The organism is Sedimentibacter sp. B4 (genome assembly GCF_000309315.1).
Lineage (GTDB): Bacteria > Bacillota > Clostridia > Tissierellales > Sedimentibacteraceae > Sedimentibacter > Sedimentibacter saalensis.
This window is the reverse complement of record NZ_CANG01000955.1, coordinates 271586-291277: the sequence shown is the minus strand read 5'-3', so window position 1 is coordinate 291277 and position 19692 is coordinate 271586. Positions and strand designations below refer to the sequence as shown.

The window sequence follows — 19692 nt, the reverse complement described above, 5'->3', positions numbered from 1 at the left end:
TATGATTCAGGTTGTTGATTTATCATTTAGCTACACAAAGAACAGGTTTTTGGAAAACATTGACTTTGAAGTTTCAGAAGGAGAAATATTCGGATTTCTTGGTCCATCAGGGGCAGGCAAAAGTACACTGCAAAAAATTCTTACAGGCTTAATTAAGACCTATAAAGGTCGGTCAATTGTAAACGGCATTGAAAGCAAGCACTTCAGAAATGATTTCTATGAAAATATAGGAGTTGATTTTGAGTTCCCAAGTCTTTATGAAAAGCTCACAGCAAGAGAAAACCTTGAGTTTTTCGGTTCATTGTATTCAAAAAAACTGCGCAATATTGATGAAATGCTGGAAATGGTGGGACTTAAGAACCATGACGACAAAAAGGTTTCAGAATACTCCAAGGGTATGAAGTCAAGGCTTAATTTTATAAAGGCTTTGCTGCACAATCCGGACATTTTGTTTCTTGACGAACCTACAAGCGGCTTGGACCCCAACAGCAGCAGAGACATGAAGAATATAATACTCCAGGAAAAGAAAAATGGTAAGACAATTATACTCACAACACACAACATGGCAGATGCTGCTGAACTTTGCGACAGGGTGGCATTTATTGTGGATGGAAGGGTCAAGGCTTTGGATACACCTCATAATCTTATTATGTCAAAAGGAGCGTCCAAAATCAAGTATACTTATTTGGACGGAACTGAAAAAACAGGGGAATGTCTGCTCAGTCATACATCTGCTGATAAAAAGCTCCAAGAGCTTATTGAAAACAACAGAGTTTTGTCCATACACAGCAGCGAGCCAACATTAAATGATATTTTTATGGAAGTGACGGGGAGAGTGCTTCAATGAGAATAATAAATTTAATAAAGGGAGATATAAGGTTCCAGTTCAAATATGGGTTTTATTTTGTTTATGCAGTGTTCACTGCAGTCTATCTATCTTTAATTTTTGTCATGCCCCAATCCTGGAGGGAAAAGGCTGCAGCAATAATGATTTTTTCAGATCCTGCAGCAATGGGACTTTTCTTTATGGGAGCCATCGTGCTGCTTGAAAAAAGTGAAAGGATATTGAACTCTCTTGCCGTATCACCTGTAAAAACAGGAGAATACATATTGTCAAAAGTAATTTCTCTTTTGTTCATATCTGTTATTGTAGGAATAGCAATTACATTGCCATTAGGCACAAAAAAATTATATGCTTCAGTTATAGGAACAGCCTTTGGTTCAGCATTTTTCACCATGTGTGGACTGATTGTTGCAGCTAATATATCAAGTCTCAACCAATTTCTTACAACGGCAGTTCCAATAGAAATAATCAGTTTTTTGCCGCCCATAATGTACTTGTTCGGTTATGACAGCATGTTCATGCTTATTCATCCAGGCTGCATCATAATCAGTCTTATAAGCGGAAACAGCAAACATCTGTTTTTGTTTTCAGCCATATTATGTATATGGCTTGCGGCATTGTACAAAGTGGCTCACAAGTATATTCAAGATATGTTTCAAAATACAGGAGGTGTAAGTTTATGACACATTGGAAATATAAGAGACTGTCGATTTCATTTATGCAGTATTTAAATCAAATAGCAAGAGATGCCATGCTTTTTCTCTCATGTCTGGCGCCGGTTCTATATGGACTGTTCATGAAGTTCGGAATTCCCGCTGCTGAAAAGTTTCTTACGGGATATTACAGCCGTGAAGAAGTATTAGTTCCATATTTTCTCATATTTGATTTATTTCTTGTTGTATTGACTCCAATGATGTTCAGTTTTGCATCTTCTATGGTTATTCTGGGAGAAATTGATGACGGAATCACAAAATACATGTCAGTTACACCTCTTGGCAGGGGAGGATACTTAATTTCAAGATTGATTCTTCCTTTGACACTTTCATTTGTGGTATCAATAATTGTCATGAATGTATTTTCATTGGACATAATCTCTTTTGAAATGATAATATCACTGTCTTTTTTATCGTCAGTTCTTGGTTTCATAACTACTATGATGGTGGTATCTCTTTCGGCGAACAAAGTGGAAGGAATGGCAATTACTAAGATGTCTGGAATTTCAATGATAGGTATTATATTACCGTTTTTTGTTCTAACAAGAATACAATACCTGGCAATTATGCTGCCGTCATTTTGGATGGCAAAGTTTGCACTGGAAGGTGAAATCACATACTTGATTTTATGTGTAATGGTTTCAGCAGGATGGATATTGCTGCTGCTAAGAAAATTCATGAAGAAAACTATGTAGAGAGGGCTTGGTTCCCTCCCGTTCATCTATTTTTTTTCTCTTATCCAACATTTGTCTTCAAAGCATTCCAGAGCTTCTCTGGGGTTGTTGAATCGAATGTATTTTGAGTATATTATATCGGAATCATTTTTTCTTTCGAGCTTTATTACATTGCTTCCTTTTGTGAAGTAATAATAATCTATATAATCAGGATATTCAATATTTTTTACCATAACTTCCTCCTTAACAAACACAATCATAACATACTTCGCTTAAATACATCTTAAAAATAAATTGCTTCTATAAAAAATAAAAAGTCGAGTTGCGGCAGATAACAGATAAAAATTGTTGAAATAATAGGGGTTGCAGCAATTTTATATTGACATTTGTATCAATAAATAATATAGTGAAAATGTTACCACTAATAAAATATGAAGGCGGTTTAAGTCATGAAGATGAAAAAATTGATTCTAATTATTATGATTTTTGCAGCAGTTGTAATTGTGGCAGGAGCTATAGTTGTATCAAATTTAGAAAAGAATCTTAATGAATTGACAACCATGGAAATAAAAGATGTGGACTTATCTAAAGTTAAGGATGGAACTTTCACCGGTTACTACCAGGTATTGCCCGTTGATGCAAAGGTGGAAGTTACTGTTGAAAACCACGTGATTAAAAACATAAATCTTGTGGAGCATGGCAACGGAAAAGGTCAGGCTGCAGAAGTAATACCACAGATGGTAGTTGAAGCACAAAGCCTTGAAGTTGACTCGGTATCTGGAGCTACCTATAGCAGCATAGTTATTTTAAAAGCAATAGAAAAAGCACTTATTGAAGGAATGAGCTAGGAGGCAGAAATGGGAAATGTTGCAGTAATTTTTAAAACCAAGTATGGACACACAAAACAATATGCAGAATGGATTTCAGAAGAATTAAAATGTGATTTGTTTGAACAGTCAGAAATTTCAGGTGAAAAAATGCTTGAATATGACACTATTGTTTACGGAGGAGGGCTTTATGCCAGCGGTATACTGGGAATTGAACTTATTACAAAAAACTTCAGCAATATAAATAGCAAGAATATTGTTGTTTTCACAGTTGGACTGGCGGATCCGGATATTAAATCACAGTTTGAACCTATAATCAAAAAAAACTTCACCGATGAAATGCAAAAAAGAATAAACATATTTCACCTCAGGGGAGGAATAAATTACAAGGAGTTGGGAATTGTTCACAAGGCAATGATGGCAGCTCTCAAATCCTCTGTTAAGAAAAAGGATGAACTTACGGATGAAGACAGACTGATGCTTGAAACCTACGGAGATAAGGTTGAATTTTCAGATAAGAAAGACATAGAACCTTTGATATCCTTTGTACGGTCATTAAACTAAAATTAAACTGACATTAACCTAACCACCCATGAGGTGGTTTTTTTATGGCGTTTAATTTACCCATCCAATAACTACCATGAAACATTTATATATATAACCCGTCTAAATAAGTGTAACAAGAAAGGAGGTTAATCCTTACATGGCCATGATGTAAAATTAAACATTAGAAATTAAATTTAACTGAGACATAAAACTAAAAATAGATTAAAAATAAAAATTAAAAAATGAGGTTATTATTATGAATAAAAATATTATAAAAGTATTATCTTTAAGCGCATGCCTGTCAATGGCAACAATGACAGCAGCTTTTGCCCAGACACTGGAGCTTCCTCCTGAGGCAGCACAAATGCAAATAACAGCAGTAGATGAAGCTTTGTATGAAAAGCAGGCAGCTTTTGATAAAATATTGTTTGAAGAAAAATTAAAGGAGATTGAAGAAAAAGGTATTACAGTAACTCACACTTATCCTGCAGATGGATATGTTGAAGTTGGAATAACACCCTTCAATGAAGAAAATCAAAAATACATCATTGAAATTCTTGGAAGCGACGAAGTAGAAGTTGTGGATGGAATTATGGCAATAACTCTTACAGATGAACTTATGAGCACAACAAGTGCTCCTGATGTAAAGACTGCCCCTGATGCAGCAACAAGCGGTCCGGCTGAAGAAGCTGCACCTGAAGCTCAGGTTGTAAGTGCAACTGATGCCAAGGTAATCAGCGCAAAGGATGATGTTAAAGAAGAAAAAGGAATTTCTCCTTTAGCTATTGGGGCAGGAGCAGCTGCAGCTGTTCTCCTTGGAATAGGAGCGGTATTGTTCAAGAAAAAAACAGCATAATAAAAACAACAGTCATTCATGTTGTCAGACTATTGACAAACCTCGACGCTGTCATCCTGAAACGATAGTGAAGGATCTCATCTTTATTGAAAACATGAGATTCTTCGGGCTACGCCCTCAGAATGACAACGTCAAAAATTACTTTGTCATCAACCTAAACAGCATCTAACTGCTGTTTTTTTATTTGTACAGTTGACAATTTTATTTTTTTGCAGTATTATTTACTTAGTAGTTTAGTAAATTAGTAAACAAAGGAGAACAAGATGAAAATACCTACAGCCTTAAAACATAAACCGGTTATTGTTTCAGAAAATTACGAAAATGTTGATGGAAGATACGCATACAATTCAGATGCAAAAGGGCTGTCTTTAGGCCTTGCCCAGTGGAACGACAGAGGCAAGGTTGATATTTCAGCCAAGGTTTGGAGATACACAGGAGAAAAATGGTCAAGACAATCTGAAGAACTGCCTTTGCACAGAGTGCTGGACCTTGCTATACTTGTTTGCAGAACACAGCTCCATTTCAGGGAAGCTTACCGTTATGAAAAGCTTTATGACCCTGAACATCCTGTTATTGACAGAGTGGGTCTCCAGGGAGATGCAATGACAGTTGAAGTATGCACGGACAACGAAAAAATAAACGAAGATATAAAATTGTTTAATCAGGCTTTAAGCGATGACGGCGAAATAATAGGAGAAAGATTGAGGACTTTGTCGGCAATATTAAAGGAAATGGGTTATTAAAATGGACAGGAAAAAGGAACTGAAAGAGCAATACAAGCAAATGAAAAGTGAAATGGGAATTTTTGCAGTGCGCACAAAGGACGGTACAAAATATTTCCTTGAAACAACACAAAACCTCAAGGGTAAAATCAACAGCACAAGATTTCAGCTGCAGCATGGCTCTCATCCCAACAAGGCTATGCAGAATGAGTGGAACCAGAGAGGGGAAAATAACTTTGTTATAGAAATTCTTGAAAAGCTTGAATATGACAAGGATGATGAAACAAAGACAGACTACAGCGAGGAACTTTCCATTATGAAAATGCTGTGGGAAGAAAAGTTAAATAAAAATTGACAGGAGACAATATGAGCTTAATACCTATAGATTATCACCCTTCGTGGAATAAATTCTTAACTGAGGAAATAATCCTGCAGTTAAAAAATATCGAGGGAAAAATAGGGAAAAATATTAACCCTGAATATGAAAATGTACTGCGCTTCATGAGATGTAATCTTGATGACATAAAGGTTGTAATACTAGGGCAGGATCCATATCCTGAAAAAGGAAGAGCCACCGGCCGGGCATTCGAAGTAGGAGATCTGCATTCATGGGATGCGAAGTTCAGGCAGGTTTCCCTTAAAAACATTGTAAGATTAATACACAAAAATTACAATGACATCAATGATTATTCTGAAATCAAAAAATTTTCCCAGATTCAAGAGGAAATCAAAAAGGGAAAATTCAAAATACTTCCACCCGATGAAATATTTAAATCATGGGAAAAGCAGGGAGTGCTTCTTCTCAACACATATTTTACGGTTGAACATGGAATCACAGGAAGCCACATTGCCATATGGGAGCCTTTCAGCATTGAACTCCTTAAATACATTTCCGGGGAAAACAAAAATATAAACTGGTTTTTGTGGGGAAAACTTGCAGAGGAAAAAAGCAGGTATCTGTCAAGCGGGAAATTTTATATAAGCAGGCATCCAATGATGTGCTCAGAAAAATATGATGATGATTTCCTGAAAAATGAATGTTTCAATGATACCAGAAAAACAATAAACTGGCTTGGAACTGAAAAATAAACTATCTGCTTAGCTTTTCGGATGTTTAGTTAGTACACAATATATGCAACAGAGTTGCAATTAAAAGGTATGCAACATTGCATGTCTTAAGACATTTATTTTAATTATGTAGGGGAGGGTTACTGCCCTCCCGCGGGCAGGCACAAGACCCTCCTCTACGATTTGTTGAATATGGGGTTTGAACATGATTTTAAGGTATGCAGCAGCATGCCTTTTTTGTTTTTTGATATACAGATGCAGCTGTTCAAATTAATGTAGTCGGTAAGAAAATTAGATTTGATTCTGACTTATTGGCTGAAATTAAGGGTTATCATTTTCCTTGCAAGATAATATGTAAATGTTGCAAGAAATGACATGGAAAATGCAATATTAAATTATTACATAAAAGAAATAATTTTTGAACTTGACTGATTTCAAACATCGCATTATAATGTGAAACATAAATCAAAAAAGTGAGTAAATACAAATTTGCAATTTAAAACATAATTCTTTCATAAACTAACCCGGAGGTGCAACATGAAGTATAATCCAGTTGAAGCAATAAAACCAAATCTATACAAATATGTTTTTCCATACGATGAAATTCCTAAAATCAAATTTAACAACATTCAGCTGCCCATGGACATACCTGAAAACATATGGATCACTGACACAACATTCAGAGATGGTCAACAGTCCATGACTAGCATGAATACAGAACAGATGGTAAAAATCTATGATTATCTTCATGAGCTTGACAACGGGTCCGGTATTATAAAGCAGACAGAGTTTTTCCTTTATTCACAAAAGGACAGGAATGCCGCGGAACAATGCATGTCAAGAGGCTATGATTTTCCTGAAATAACTTCGTGGATAAGGGCAAACAAAGATGACTTCAATATTGTTAAGTCCATGGGAATCAAGGAAACGGGAATTTTAATGTCATGTTCCGATTACCATATATTCAACAAACTGAATAAAACCAGACAGGAAGCAATGAAGATGTATCTTGACATAGCTTATGCGGCACTTGAAAACGGCATTGTCCCAAGATGCCACTTTGAAGATATAACAAGAGCAGATTTTTACGGTTTTGTTGTACCTCTTGCAAGGAATCTTATGGACATGATGAATGAAAGTAAAATAAATGTAAAAATAAGGGCATGTGACACATTGGGGCTTGGGGTGTCACATGTGGGAGTTGAACTTCCAAGAAGCGTTCCGGCAATCATTCACGGATTGAGATATTACGGAAATGTTCCGTCTAGTTCAATCGAATGGCACGGACACAACGATTATTACGGAGCAGTTACAAATTCCACAACGTCATGGCTGTACGGAGGATCTTCTGTGAACACCACAATGTTTGGAATAGGTGAAAGAGTTGGGAACACTCCTTTAGAAGCTATGATAATCGAATACGGACAAATCAAAGGTAACACTGCGGAAATGAACCTTGAGCTCATAAATGAAATAGAAAAATTTTTTGAAAAGGATCTTGATTATGCAATTCCTCCAAAGACACCTTTTGTAGGAAAAGAATTCAATGTTACAAAGGCAGGGATTCATGCAGACGGTCTTTTGAAGGACGAAGAAATTTACAACAGCTTTGATACACGCAGGATTTTAGGAAAACCTCCTCTAGTGGCAATCAATTCTTATTCCGGTATTTCAAGCATTGCATACTGGATAAACAGCTACTTTGATCTTTGCGGAGATAAAAAAATCCATAAGGGCGATAACAGGCTCATACCTGTTAAAAACAAAATAGATTCAGAATATGACAGCGGGAGAACAACAAACATCTCCAGCGAAGAAATGGAAAAGTTTGCAAAATTATATATTTTCAACAACTATCAAAATGAAAGGGCAATATAGGAGGGACTATGGCTACACTTGCAGAAAAAATTATCAGGAATCATCTTGTTACCGGAGAAATGAAAGCTGGAAATGAAATTGGAATAAGAATAGATCAAACATTAACTCAGGATTCAACGGGCACAATGGCATACCTTCAATTTGAGGCTATGGGCATAGACAGAGTAAGAACAAAAAAATCAGTTGCTTACATAGATCACAACATGCTACAGTCCGGACCAGAAAATGCTGATGACCACCTGTTTATACAGACAGTTGCTAAAAAACATGGAATTTATTATTCCAAACCGGGAAACGGCATTTGCCACCAGGTTCATCTTGAACGCTTTTCGGTTCCGGGCGACACTCTTTTAGGCTCTGACAGCCACACTCCAACCTGCGGAGGAATGGGCATGATTGCCATGGGAGCAGGAGGGCTTGATGTTGCCGTTGCCATGGCTGGCGGTGAGTACAGACTGGTGATGCCGGAGATAGTCAATGTTGAACTTAAAGGGAAATTGAACAAGTTTTCATCAGCCAAGGACATCATACTGGAAGTTTTGAAGACTTTCACAGTAAAGGGCGGAGTGAACAAAATATTTGAATATACAGGTGAAGGTGTAAAATCTCTTTCAGTGACTGAAAGAGGAACTATCACAAACATGGGGGCTGAACTTGGAGCTACAACATCTTTGTTCCCATCAGATGAAAGAACGCTGGAATTTCTAAAGGCACAGGGAAGAAAAAATGATTATTCTGAACTTAAGGCTGACGATGACGCTGTTTATTCGGAAAAAATAACTATAGACTTAAACTTGCTTAAACCCAATGTGGCATTGCCCCATTCGCCAGATGCGGTAGTTCCTGTAAGCCAGGTAAGGGGTACTGCTATTACCCAGGTAGCCATAGGAAGCTGCACAAACTCTTCATACACAGATATGATGAAGGTTGCCAATATACTTGATGGTAATACGGTTCATGAAAATGTTTCATTGGTTATATCTCCCGGATCAAAGCAGGTACTTGCTATGCTTGCAGCAAATGGTGCTTTATCTAAAATAATTGCTTCAGGTGCAAGAATACTTGAAATTGGGTGCGGTCCATGCATTGGAATGGGTCAGGCACCTGAAAATAATGGAGTGTCCTTGAGAACATTCAACAGAAACTTCCAGGGAAGATGCGGAACTGATTCTGCTGGAGTATACCTGGTTAGCCCGGAAGTTGCAGCATTTTCTGCAATAAAAGGCTTCATTGCAGGGGAAGAGGACTTTGATGAAAATGTTGATCTTGACATAGATATTCCTGAAAAGTTTATGTTAAATGATAACATGATAATAAGTCCTGCAGATGATGGAAGAGATGTTAAGATAGCCAGGGGGCCGAATATCAAGACGTTCCCAAAGAACTGCAAGCTGGCAGATCATACAGGATGTGTGGTTCCTGTACTTATAAAAGTTAAAGATGATGTGACAACAGATGCAATCATGCCTTCAAATGCACATCTTCTTCCGTTCAGATCAAACATTCCTTATTTGTCAGAATTTTGCTTTATGCAGATTGATAAGGATTTTCCAAAGAACGCAAAGAAAAACGGCGGAGGAATAATTGTTGCAGGAAAAAACTATGGACAAGGTTCAAGCCGCGAGCATGCAGCTCTTGCTCCTTTGTACCTGGGAGTAAGGGCAGTATTTTCAAAATCATTTGCACGAATACACAAAAGCAACCTTGTGAATAACGGAATAATACCTTTAACATTCAAATATGAAGCAGACTATGATGATATAGACAAGATGGACGAGATAGAAATACCAAATCTGTTGAAACAAATCGAAAAAACAACGATAATTGTGGAAAACAAAACAAAAAACAAGCAATATGAAATGGAACTGAAATTGTCAGGAAGACAAATTGAAATCATAAAATCTGGAGGGCTTTTAAATTATATGAGCCTGAAAAATGTATAGGAGGCATCGCATCATGAAAAGAAAAATAACATTGATTCCCGGAGACGGAATAGGGCTTGAAATAATGCATGCAGCAACAGAAATCATTGATGCAGCAACTGACACAATTGAGTGGGAGGAAAATATTGCCGGATTTGCCGCATATGAAAAGTGCGGAGAGCTTCTTCCTAAGGAAACAATTGAAAGCATAGAAAGAAATAAAATTGCATTCAAGGGTCCTATAACCACACCGGTTGGAAAAGGCTTCAGAAGCATAAATGTACAGCTTAGACAAAAATTCAATTTGTACAGTAACGTTCGTCCTGTAAAATCATATGAAGGAATAGATGCTCTCTACAAGGACTTAGATCTTGTAATCGTAAGGGAAAATTCTGAGGATTTGTACATGGGAATAGAATACATGGCAAAGGATGATGTTGCACAAAGCATTAAGGTAATTACAAAAGGGGCAAGTGAAAGAATTGCAGATTTTGCATTTAAGGTTGCTGAAAAGGAAAATAGAAGCAAAGTTACACTTACTCACAAGGCAAACATTATGAAACTGTCTGATGGTTTGTTCCTAGAATCAGGACGTACCGTTTCAAAAAACTATCCGGACATAAAGTTTGAGGATGTAATAGTTGATGCCATGTCAATGAAGCTTGTAATGAAGCCGCAGGATTACCAGGTAATAGTTGCTCCGAACCTTTACGGGGACATACTTTCAGACATGGCAGCAGGTCTTGTTGGAGGGCTTGGAATGGCTCCAAGCGCCAACATAGGTGAAGAAACAGCAATATTTGAACCTGTTCACGGTTCGGCTCCTGACATTGCCGGTATGAACATAGCAAATCCAACCGCTGCAATATTGTCAGGAATAATGATGCTGCGACACATAGGTGAGGATTCAGCAGCATTAAAAATAGAAAACGCCCTGAAGAAAACCCTTAAAAATAAAAAGCTTCACACAAAGGACATAGGCGGAAACTTAAGCACAACTGAATTCAAGGATGAAATTATAAAAGCAATGTAATGATCCGGGCTTAAGCCCGGGTTAAGTTGATGACAAAGTTTAAATTTGGCGTTGTAATTCTGAGAGCTTGCTCGAAGAATCTCATGTTTTCACAAAGATGAGATCCTTCACTATCGTTCAGGATGACAGTGCCGAGGTTTGTCAATAGTCTGTCCCGGGCTTAAGCCCGGGTTATTTTTTATGGACTTAAAATAAATTTATCATTATAATATAATAAAAAGAAAAAGCAGGAAGAAAAATGCCGTCATACAAATTAATGCCCCGTATAAATAATGAAAGTCTTTTCAAAAAACTTCATATAAAAGAAGGTACTGAAGTCTTTGACAGCGCCAACAAAATAATTGATGAAATAAAGGAATTCATCACAAAAAACATGAGTATATCAGCATGTTTTGCAAAAGCACATATTAATTTAATCGGACTCAACGAAGGAGCTGATAAAATGTGTATTATCTGCCTTGTGTCATCAAAGGACGACATAGGTGATTTTTCCCGGGAAATGATAAATGGCGGAAATTACCTGAAAGGATATCTTTTGTACGAGGCTGCAAACCATGCGTTGTTTGAAGCTTCGGACAGATTCAGCAAGTTAGTGAGGCAAGAAGAGCATAAACATGGACGTAAACTTAGCAGAAGATATTTTGCCGGTGACGGAGACATTGATTTAAACATGCAGAGGGAAATTCTGGGGAGGCTAAAAGAAAAGGAAGATGTTGTTGCATACATTAATGAAAGAAATGTGCTTTTTCCTGAAAGATCCCTTCTATATGTGTTTGTAGCTGAAGAAGCGGAAGATGGCTGCTGTATTAAGCATGATGAAGAGAATGAATGTGAGCGCTGCAAAAATAATAATTGCCAGTACAGGGATGAAAAATGAAAAAATACCATGTTAATTTTATAAATCAAAATATTGTATTAGAAGCAGAAGAAAATTCAACTGTTGCTGAAATTTGTGAGCAAGCAGGATTTCCATTGGATCTTGTGTGCAGCGGAAAAGGAACATGCGGCAAATGCAGGGTTGAAATAGAAGAAAATGGGAAAAAGGAAGTTGTTCTTGCATGTCAGGCCAGGCTTTCCGGACCCATTAACATTTACATAGGAGAAAATGACTATTCCAAAAGACATCAGATACTGGAATGCATGGAAACAGAAGGAAAATTTAATTTTGATCCTGCTCTTAAAAAAACATACGTGGACATAAAGGAATTAAAGAAGCAGAAGGGAGAATTTATAAGAGGCTGCGACCTCAAGACATTAAGAAAGTTCTCATCACTGATTAATGAAAAGGGAATAAAAGGTGTCACATTTGTCCGATATGAGGATAAAATCATTGATGTGCAAAAAAACGACACCACTGAATTTTTGTATGGTGCAGCCGTTGATATTGGAACAACAACTGTGGTTATGTATATTTATGACTTGAACACAGGAAAATTAGTAAAATCATATTCTGGCAGCAACAGTCAGTCATCAACGGGTGCTGATGTCATAAGCAGAATATTCAAAGGTTCAAGTAATGATGGAATAGAAGAGCTAAGCGGAAAAATTATATATACTTTGAACAATTTGGCAGACAAAGCAAATATTGAAGTGCCTTTTTTTGCTGACAACATGTATAATGTTATTCTCTGCGGCAACAGCGCCATGCAGCATCTGTTTTTCAAATTAAGGCCTGACAGGTTGGGAATAAGCCCATTTACAAGCATTACCATGGATTTTGTTGAATGCTATGGTGAAGATATGGATTTAAATTGTCCGGACAGGTGTAAAATAGTGTTTCTTCCTCTTCTTGGAGGATTTGTAGGCGGGGATACAACCGCTGTGCTTCTGGCTGCAGGAAATAAAGACAATTTCAAGCTTATAGTTGATCTCGGAACAAACGGAGAAATTGCAGCAGGCAGCAAGAAGGGTTACCTGGTTTCTTCCACTGCATGCGGTCCGGCTCTAGAGGGAGGAAACATTAAGTTTGGCATGAGAGGAACTGTTGGGTCTGTTGAACATTTTAAAATAGAAAATGATGAATGTGCGTTAAATGTAATCGGCGACGCTGAGCCTGATGGAATTTGCGGCTCAGGCATAATAGACATAACTGCAGAAATGCTTCGAAACAACATAATAGACAATACCGGAAGAATGCTCACAAGCCATGAATACAAGGAATTAAACCCTCAATCTTCCCTTTTCAGAAAATTAAGAACAATTGACGGAGAAAACTGCTTCGTAATTTATGAAAACAATGAAAAGAAAATATTCATAACTCAAAAAGATGTAAGACAGGTGCAGCTTGCTAAAAGTTCCATATGTTCAGGGTGTATGGCTGTATTGAAAACACTTGGAAAAAATCCGGAGGATGTTGATGAGGCAGTGGTTGCCGGAGCATTCGGAAGCTACATCGACATAAATAATGCGCTGTATATGGGGCTGCTGCCTCATGGACTTCCTGAGATAAAATTATTGGGAAACGGAGCAGGAAAGGGTGCTTCAATGTTTCTTCTAGATAGGAAAATGAGGAAAATTTGCAATGATATAGCAGAGGGCACTTCACATTATGAATTGGCAGACGATAATTACTTTAGTGGGGAATATATAAAGAACATAAATTTTATCAGAAAAAATTGTTAAGATTTATTAAGAAATAAGAATTCCTTGAAATTTCAGTAAAGGAATTTTTAGCATTTTATCTAAAATGTGGATATTTCAATATAAATATATTTTGTCAAAGAATACAGGATATACTATATATTGACACAGGTATAGCTTAATGCTACAATATGTAGTGTCACAAAAGATGCATTATAAAAGAACTATGGAGAAAGAGGGATTGTATGATAAAGATATTGAAAAGAACTGGAAACTTCGTTGACTTCAATGCCGATAAAATAACCAGCGCCATAATTAAGGCTATGAAGGAAACGAAGGACGGGGTGGATGAAGAACTTGCAAGAAAAATAAGCAGCAAAATTGAAAATGAAATTTTAAGCAAATCTTTCCCGATACCTGTTGAAATGGTACAGGACATGGTTGAAAATGAACTTATGGACAGCGAGAGAAAAGATGTTGCCAAAAAATACATATTGTACAGATATGAAAGAGACAAATCCAGAGATTCCCGCAAAAGAAAAGACTACAAACTTTTAAGTGAAGAATTTATAAGCCACTACAAGCATGTAGGTTCACCAATGAACCAATTAGGAAACTTTGTTTATTACAGAACATATTCAAGGTGGCTGCCTGAAGAAAGAAGAAGGGAATACTGGTGGGAGACTGTAAGACGTGCAGTTGAGTATAACTGCAGCCTTGTACCGACTAAGAAGGAAGAGGCAGAGCAATTATACGATAACATATTCAACCTGAAGCAGTTCCTTTCAGGCAGGACATTCTGGGTGGGAGGAACTCCGGTTTCATACAATTACCCTATGGCAAATTTCAACTGTGCATTTGAAATAATAAATGATTTCCATGCTTTCAGAGATTTGTTCTACCTGCTGATGATAGGTTCAGGGGTAGGGGTAAGAATATTGAAGAAGGACGTTGAAGAACTTCCTAAAATAAGATCAAACTACAAAATCATGCATGAGGATTACTCTCCTGTAGAAAAATCAAAAAGAGAAGACAACACAGGCGTTGAATTTACTCAGAACAACTCTGTAAAAATAATAGTTGGAGACAGCAAGGAAGGCTGGGTTCAGGCCCTTGATCATTTCTTGAGCTTCATCACAAGCAGCGAATACAGAAACATATCAACAATTATAATCAATTACAACAATGTAAGACCAAAGGGAGAGGCTCTCAAAACTTTCGGTGGAACTGCCAGCGGCCATTCAAGCATGAAAAACATGTTTTCTAAAATAGATTCCGTGATTAAGAAACGCGGAACAATTGAAGGCAAGGAAAGATTCAAGCTTAAGCCTATAGACTGCCTGGACATTGCTAACATAATAGGAGAAAATGTAGTTGTTGGAGGAGTAAGGAGAACAGCTGAAATAATGCTTATCGACTACGACGACACTGACTGCATCGAAGCTAAGAACAAGCTGTACAAACAAATAGACGGACAGTGGATAGTTGATAAGGACATAATTCACCGTTCCATGAGCAATAATTCAATTTACTACAGGAAAAAACCTACACGTGAACAGCTTAAGTGGCAGATAGAACAAATGCGTTATTCAGGCGAACCTGGCTGGGTTAATGAAGAAGCAGGAAACAAGAGAAGACCGAATATGAACGGAGTAAACCCATGCGGCGAAATTCTCCTTGACAACAAAGGTCTTTGCAACCTCACTACTATAAATGTATATGCATTTGTTGATGAAAATGGAAACCTTGATGAAAAAGGGCTGTTAAAAGCACAGAGACTTTCTGCAAGAGCAGCATACAGAATGACGTGTGTTGAACTTGAACTTTCACAATGGGACAGAGTTCAGCAAAGAGACAAGATAACAGGCTGTTCATTAACAGGATGGCAGGATATGGTCAATGCTGTAGGACTTGACAGAGAACAGCAGGCAGCACTTTTAAGAAAATTAAGAGATGCAGCCAAGGATGAATCGGAACGCTATGCAGGTGAAATAGGAGAAGGCGCTCCAATACTTGTGACAACAATCAAACCTGAAGGAACATTGTCACAGCTGCCTGGAGTATCAAGCGGTGTACATTATTCACATTCACCATACTTCTTAAGAAGAGTAAGAATCAACAGCCATGACCCATTGGTTAAGGTATGTGAAGAATTGGGATATCCGATTTATCCTGAAGTTGGCCAGGAAATTAAAACCTGCACCACAAAGGTTATCGAGTTCCCTGAAAAAGCTCCGGTTGGCAAGACAAAGTACGATGTTACAGCAATTGAACAGCTTGAAAATTACAAGTTGTTCATGGAAAACTACGTTGATCACAACTGCTCCATAACAGTACATGTGAGGGACAAGGAATGGGAGCAGGTAGAGCAGTGGGTTTGGGACAACTGGGACGATGTGGTTGCACTTTCATTCCTTTCACTGGATGACAGTTTCTACCAGCTCATGCCTTACGAGTCAATCACAGAAGAAGAATACAACACTAAACTGAAAGAAATGAAGCCTTTCATACCATCTCTTTTGAGCACATATGAAGTGCAGGAAGAAGCTTTGGATGTTGGAAATGAAGGATGCGATTCAGGAATTTGTCCTATAAGATAATATTACTATATATTATAAAATGCAGCGGTTTTTACAAATCGCTGCATTTTGTACTTTGCTATGCATTTTTCGCCTATGTCTTTTTTAAAATTTTTTTGTTTTGTTCATGTCTCAATAATTCTAAAAATAAAATACGTATTTTGTTTTATAAAATCATGTATAAAAATTTATAAAAACACAAAAAATTAATATAAATTTAATTTATAAATTATGTTAAAATTAAGGCAAAAGTGGTATAATATATGTATCAACTTTTGGGAGAAAACATGTTTGATATACAGGAAGAATTAAAAAAAGTGCCAGACAACCCTGGCGTCTACCACATGAAGAACCAATTCGGTGAAATAATCTACGTGGGTAAGGCAAAAAACCTTAAAAAAAGAGTTCGACAATATTTCCAATCTAAAAATCACAGCCCGAAAATTCAGGCAATGATAAATAACATTTCTGAATTTGAGTATATAATTACAGACAACGAAGTTGAAGCACTGATACTTGAAGCCAATTTAATAAAAAAGTACAGGCCCAGGTACAACACGCTCTTAAGGGATGACAAACAATATCCATATATTAAAATTTCAGCTCACGAAAAATATCCGCGCATTTACAAGGTAAGAGAAGTAAAAAAAGATGGAGCCAGGTATTTCGGACCATATCCAAGCGCTTATGCAGTCAATGAAATCATAGACATAATAGGAAGTCTGTACAAGCTGAGAAAGTGTTCCTTAAAACTTGACGGAACAAAAAAAAATCAGAGGCCATGCCTGAACTATCATATTAACAGATGCACAGCTCCATGCATGGGAAACGTTAGCATAAAGGAATACAAGGAAGAAGTAACAAAAGCCATAAGCCTTCTATCCGGCAGGGAAGATGAGCTTATCAGGGCTCTCAGGGAAAAAATGATTGCAGCTTCAGGAAATATGGACTATGAGCTTGCTGCAAAGTACAGAGATCAGATAAACGCTCTTGAACTCATTGCAGAAAAACAAAAAATTGTTTCTGCAAATTCAAGCATTGATCAGGATGTAATCGGAAGTGCCATGGGAATCGAAGAAGCGTGCATTCAGATTTTCTTTATAAGAAATGGAAAAATCATGGGAAGAGAGCATTATCTCCTCACAAACATAGAAAATGAAACCAGAGAGGAAATAATCAGCTCATTTTTAACGCAATTTTACACCGGAACTGTATATATCCCTAAAGAAATATATATTGAAGCCGAAATAGAAGATATGGACGTTCTTGAAAAACTTCTGTCTGAAAAAAGAGGAAACAAAGTCTCCATAAAAGTTCCTGCCAAAGGGGACAAGAGCATGCTCATAAAAATGATCAAGAAAAATGCTCTTGAAATTCTTGAAAAAGGAAGCCAGAGGATTAAGAAAAATCTGGATGAAAGCATGCAGGTAATAGGAGAACTTAAAAACCTACTTGAACTCGATGAACTGCCTTTAAGAATTGAAGCATATGATATTTCAAACATTCAAGGGGTTGAGTCCGTAGGCTCAATGGTTGTTTTTGAAAGGGGAGTTCCAAGCAAGAGCAACTACAGACGCTTTAAGATAAAGACAGTGGAAGGTCCCAACGATTACAAAAGCATGGAGGAAGTTCTTGAAAGACGTATAAACAGAGGCCTGGACAACAGCGATGAAGTGAAGGGTTTCAACAAGATGCCGGATTTAATACTCATTGATGGTGGAAAAGGGCAGACTAAAATAGCTGAGGATGTTATAGCCAACTATGGTTTGAGAATTCCCGTTTGCGGAATGATTAAGGATGACAAGCACACAACCAGGGGTTTGATTTTCAACAACAGAGAAATTGAATTCAAAAAAACAGACCCTGTTTACAGGCTAATTTACAGAATACAGGAAGAAGCTCACAGGTTTGCAATTGAATATCACAGAAATTTAAGAGATAAGACGTTATTCAGATCCGAACTTGATAACATTGAAAATATCGGTGAAAAAAGAAAATTAAACCTGCTGAAAGAATTTGGCTCCGTTGATAATATAAGAAAAAAGAGTGTGGAAGAATTGTCTGCTGCTCCTGGAATGAATATAAAGGCAGCAGAATCAGTTTTCAATTACTTCAACAAGCAGAAAACATTACAATGAAGAATGAAGAATATTTTCTTCACTCTTCATTATATAAAAGGTGGTAGTTATGCAGTACGTAAAACTTGAAGATTTAGTAAGCTATATAGGACTGGAGACAGTTTATTATCCGGAAGATGTTCAGTCGAGAATTTATACAGCAGAAATAATCAGACCGGGCCTGCAGATTGCAGGTTATTTCGACTGGTTTTCTTTTGAGAGAGTCCAGGTTATGGGCAAGTCTGAAATGCTTTATATAAAGACATTGGATGAAGAAGTAAAAAGGCAGAGAATTGATAAATTTTTCAGCTTTCCAATACCGGCATTGATTGTTGCCAATGATATGGAAGTTGATGATGTTATTATTCACTATGCAAAAAAGTACAAGAGACCGGTATTAAAATCCAGCGAAAAGACAGATAAGCTTGTAAATGTGATGATAAACTTCCTTGAGGAAGAACTTGCAGAGGAAACAATCATCCATGGAGTATGTCTTGAGGTGTTTGGAATAGGCGTATTAATAAAAGGAAAAAGCGGAATAGGAAAAAGCGAAACATCTCTTGAACTCATAAACAGAGGTCACAGACTGGTTGCTGATGATGCTGTAATAGTGAAGAAAGTTGACGGCGGGCTTAAGGCCACTTGTCCTGAACTTACCCAGCACCTGATGGAAATAAGGGGCATTGGAATACTCGACATCAAGCATTTGTTCGGTGTAGGGTCAATCAGGCTTGAGCAGTTCATTGAAATGGTAATTGAACTGGAGGAATGGGATGAAAACAAGGAATATGATCGTATAGGAGCTGACGAGGATTTCACTGAAATTCTTGGAATTAAGGTGCCAACAGTGGTTGTTCCCGTCAAGCCAGGAAGAAATATATCTGCAATAGTGGAAATTGCAGCAAAAAATTACAGACAAAAGCTTCTTGGGTACAATCCTCTTGAAACATACAATAAAAAATTCAGAAATCTTGCACGATAATAGATACAATTGCAAGACGGCATAAAAATGATCTCAGTCAGAATTTCAACGAAAAATGCTTTTGACATTATTTTATCATGCAATTTTACATAATTATCTTGCATAATAAATAAGTTTTTTATTTGTTAAAAGTTTTGTAAAACAAACGTGAAAACGATAAAAGCCTAATTAAATAAAAATAAACTGCGAGTTTTCACTTATATTATTAGCCACTCTTTCAATATTAGCAAATATTGAAATATTTATGGTTGCAAATAAATAACCTTTAATATATAATCAATGTGGTATTGATTTTTATAAACAATATTTGAGTTACATTATATTATTAATTATTATATAGGAGGATATATT

18 protein-coding genes are annotated in these 19692 nt (G+C 36.9%); 17 read left to right on the top strand and 1 reads right to left on the bottom strand.

Annotation, left to right across the window (positions count from 1 at the left end):
- The first annotated feature begins 1 nt into the window (after position 1).
- Genes BN358_RS19430 through BN358_RS19420 form a run of 3 tightly spaced genes read left to right on the top strand, consistent with a single transcriptional unit; the run spans position 2 to position 2252 of the window.
- Entirely contained in the window at positions 2–847 is an 846-nt protein-coding gene (locus tag BN358_RS19430) for an ABC transporter ATP-binding protein (RefSeq protein ID WP_019230204.1), read from the top strand.
- A complete protein-coding gene (locus BN358_RS19425; RefSeq protein WP_019230203.1) occupies positions 844–1527 on the top strand; it encodes a hypothetical protein in 684 nt (227 codons plus the stop codon). Before BN358_RS19430 ends, BN358_RS19425 begins: the two co-directional genes overlap by 4 nt.
- On the top strand, positions 1524–2252 hold the full coding sequence (locus tag BN358_RS19420) for a hypothetical protein (protein ID WP_019230202.1): 729 nt from the start codon (positions 1524–1526) through the stop codon (positions 2250–2252). The genes BN358_RS19425 and BN358_RS19420 overlap by 4 nt, the downstream gene beginning before the upstream one ends.
- Before the next feature lie 26 nt (positions 2253–2278).
- On the opposite strand, the gene BN358_RS19415 is transcribed toward BN358_RS19420, so the two are convergent.
- A complete protein-coding gene (locus tag BN358_RS19415) occupies positions 2279–2491 on the bottom strand; it encodes a hypothetical protein (protein WP_157593566.1) in 213 nt (70 codons plus the stop codon).
- A 189-nt stretch (positions 2492–2680) separates the two neighbouring features.
- On the opposite strand from BN358_RS19415, the gene BN358_RS19410 reads away from it, so the two are divergent.
- The 14 genes from BN358_RS19410 (at position 2681) to hprK (ending at position 19341) form a co-directional block, all read left to right on the top strand.
- Positions 2681–3079, top strand: coding sequence for an FMN-binding protein (locus tag BN358_RS19410; RefSeq protein WP_019230200.1), 399 nt, complete (start codon positions 2681–2683; stop codon positions 3077–3079).
- A 9-nt stretch (positions 3080–3088) separates the two neighbouring features.
- Entirely contained in the window at positions 3089–3622 is a 534-nt protein-coding gene (locus BN358_RS19405) for a flavodoxin domain-containing protein (RefSeq protein ID WP_019230199.1), read from the top strand.
- Between the two features lie 238 nt (positions 3623–3860).
- Positions 3861–4460 carry a hypothetical protein gene (locus tag BN358_RS19400; RefSeq protein ID WP_019230198.1) on the top strand — a complete coding sequence of 200 codons (600 nt, stop codon included), beginning with the start codon at positions 3861–3863 and terminating at the stop codon, positions 4458–4460.
- Between the two features lie 263 nt (positions 4461–4723).
- On the top strand, positions 4724–5203 hold the full coding sequence (locus BN358_RS19395; RefSeq protein WP_019230197.1) for a DUF6530 family protein: 480 nt from the start codon (positions 4724–4726) through the stop codon (positions 5201–5203).
- A 1-nt stretch (position 5204) separates the two neighbouring features.
- Positions 5205–5537, top strand: coding sequence for a GIY-YIG nuclease family protein (locus BN358_RS19390; protein ID WP_019230196.1), 333 nt, complete (start codon positions 5205–5207; stop codon positions 5535–5537).
- An 11-nt stretch (positions 5538–5548) separates the two neighbouring features.
- Entirely contained in the window at positions 5549–6271 is a 723-nt protein-coding gene (locus BN358_RS19385; RefSeq protein ID WP_019230195.1) for a uracil-DNA glycosylase, read from the top strand.
- Between the two features lie 516 nt (positions 6272–6787).
- Complete coding sequence (locus tag BN358_RS19380; protein WP_019230194.1) at positions 6788–8128, top strand: hypothetical protein; 1341 nt, start codon at positions 6788–6790, stop codon at positions 8126–8128.
- A gap of 8 nt (positions 8129–8136) precedes the next feature.
- The gene (locus tag BN358_RS19375; protein WP_019230193.1) at positions 8137–10071 is read left to right on the top strand and encodes an aconitate hydratase; all 1935 of its coding nucleotides are present in this window, start codon (positions 8137–8139) and stop codon (positions 10069–10071) included.
- Positions 10072–10084: 13 nt separating this feature from the next.
- The gene (locus BN358_RS19370) at positions 10085–11083 is read left to right on the top strand and encodes an isocitrate/isopropylmalate dehydrogenase family protein (RefSeq protein WP_019230192.1); all 999 of its coding nucleotides are present in this window, start codon (positions 10085–10087) and stop codon (positions 11081–11083) included.
- A 238-nt stretch (positions 11084–11321) separates the two neighbouring features.
- The gene (locus tag BN358_RS19365) at positions 11322–11960 is read left to right on the top strand and encodes a hypothetical protein (protein ID WP_019230191.1); all 639 of its coding nucleotides are present in this window, start codon (positions 11322–11324) and stop codon (positions 11958–11960) included.
- Positions 11957–13705 (top strand): ASKHA domain-containing protein, encoded by a 1749-nt coding sequence (locus tag BN358_RS19360; protein WP_019230190.1) that lies wholly within the window; start codon positions 11957–11959, stop codon positions 13703–13705. Before BN358_RS19365 ends, BN358_RS19360 begins: the two co-directional genes overlap by 4 nt.
- A 203-nt stretch (positions 13706–13908) precedes the next feature.
- Complete coding sequence (gene nrdJ / locus BN358_RS19355; RefSeq protein ID WP_019230189.1) at positions 13909–16263, top strand: ribonucleoside-triphosphate reductase, adenosylcobalamin-dependent; 2355 nt, start codon at positions 13909–13911, stop codon at positions 16261–16263.
- Positions 16264–16529: 266 nt separating this feature from the next.
- Complete coding sequence (uvrC, locus tag BN358_RS19350) at positions 16530–18380, top strand: excinuclease ABC subunit UvrC (protein ID WP_040583994.1); 1851 nt, start codon at positions 16530–16532, stop codon at positions 18378–18380.
- A 49-nt stretch (positions 18381–18429) separates the two neighbouring features.
- On the top strand, positions 18430–19341 hold the full coding sequence (hprK, locus tag BN358_RS19345; protein WP_019230187.1) for an HPr(Ser) kinase/phosphatase: 912 nt from the start codon (positions 18430–18432) through the stop codon (positions 19339–19341).
- Positions 19342–19692 lie beyond the last annotated feature (351 nt).

Bases quoted from the DNA above. Each gene is read 5' to 3' on its own strand.
- BN358_RS19430 (WP_019230204.1), top strand. From the start codon at position 2: ATGATTCAGGTTGTTGATTTATCATTTAGCTACACAAAGAACAGGTTT.
- BN358_RS19425 (WP_019230203.1), top strand. From the start codon at position 844: ATGAGAATAATAAATTTAATAAAGGGAGATATAAGGTTCCAGTTCAAA.
- BN358_RS19420 (WP_019230202.1), top strand. From the start codon at position 1,524: ATGACACATTGGAAATATAAGAGACTGTCGATTTCATTTATGCAGTAT.
- BN358_RS19415 (WP_157593566.1), bottom strand. From the start codon at position 2,491: ATGATTGTGTTTGTTAAGGAGGAAGTTATGGTAAAAAATATTGAATAT.
- BN358_RS19410 (WP_019230200.1), top strand. From the start codon at position 2,681: ATGAAGATGAAAAAATTGATTCTAATTATTATGATTTTTGCAGCAGTT.
- BN358_RS19405 (WP_019230199.1), top strand. From the start codon at position 3,089: ATGGGAAATGTTGCAGTAATTTTTAAAACCAAGTATGGACACACAAAA.
- BN358_RS19400 (WP_019230198.1), top strand. From the start codon at position 3,861: ATGAATAAAAATATTATAAAAGTATTATCTTTAAGCGCATGCCTGTCA.
- BN358_RS19395 (WP_019230197.1), top strand. From the start codon at position 4,724: ATGAAAATACCTACAGCCTTAAAACATAAACCGGTTATTGTTTCAGAA.
- BN358_RS19390 (WP_019230196.1), top strand. From the start codon at position 5,205: ATGGACAGGAAAAAGGAACTGAAAGAGCAATACAAGCAAATGAAAAGT.
- BN358_RS19385 (WP_019230195.1), top strand. From the start codon at position 5,549: ATGAGCTTAATACCTATAGATTATCACCCTTCGTGGAATAAATTCTTA.
- BN358_RS19380 (WP_019230194.1), top strand. From the start codon at position 6,788: ATGAAGTATAATCCAGTTGAAGCAATAAAACCAAATCTATACAAATAT.
- BN358_RS19375 (WP_019230193.1), top strand. From the start codon at position 8,137: ATGGCTACACTTGCAGAAAAAATTATCAGGAATCATCTTGTTACCGGA.
- BN358_RS19370 (WP_019230192.1), top strand. From the start codon at position 10,085: ATGAAAAGAAAAATAACATTGATTCCCGGAGACGGAATAGGGCTTGAA.
- BN358_RS19365 (WP_019230191.1), top strand. From the start codon at position 11,322: ATGCCGTCATACAAATTAATGCCCCGTATAAATAATGAAAGTCTTTTC.
- BN358_RS19360 (WP_019230190.1), top strand. From the start codon at position 11,957: ATGAAAAAATACCATGTTAATTTTATAAATCAAAATATTGTATTAGAA.
- nrdJ (WP_019230189.1), top strand. From the start codon at position 13,909: ATGATAAAGATATTGAAAAGAACTGGAAACTTCGTTGACTTCAATGCC.
- uvrC (WP_040583994.1), top strand. From the start codon at position 16,530: ATGTTTGATATACAGGAAGAATTAAAAAAAGTGCCAGACAACCCTGGC.
- hprK (WP_019230187.1), top strand. From the start codon at position 18,430: ATGCAGTACGTAAAACTTGAAGATTTAGTAAGCTATATAGGACTGGAG.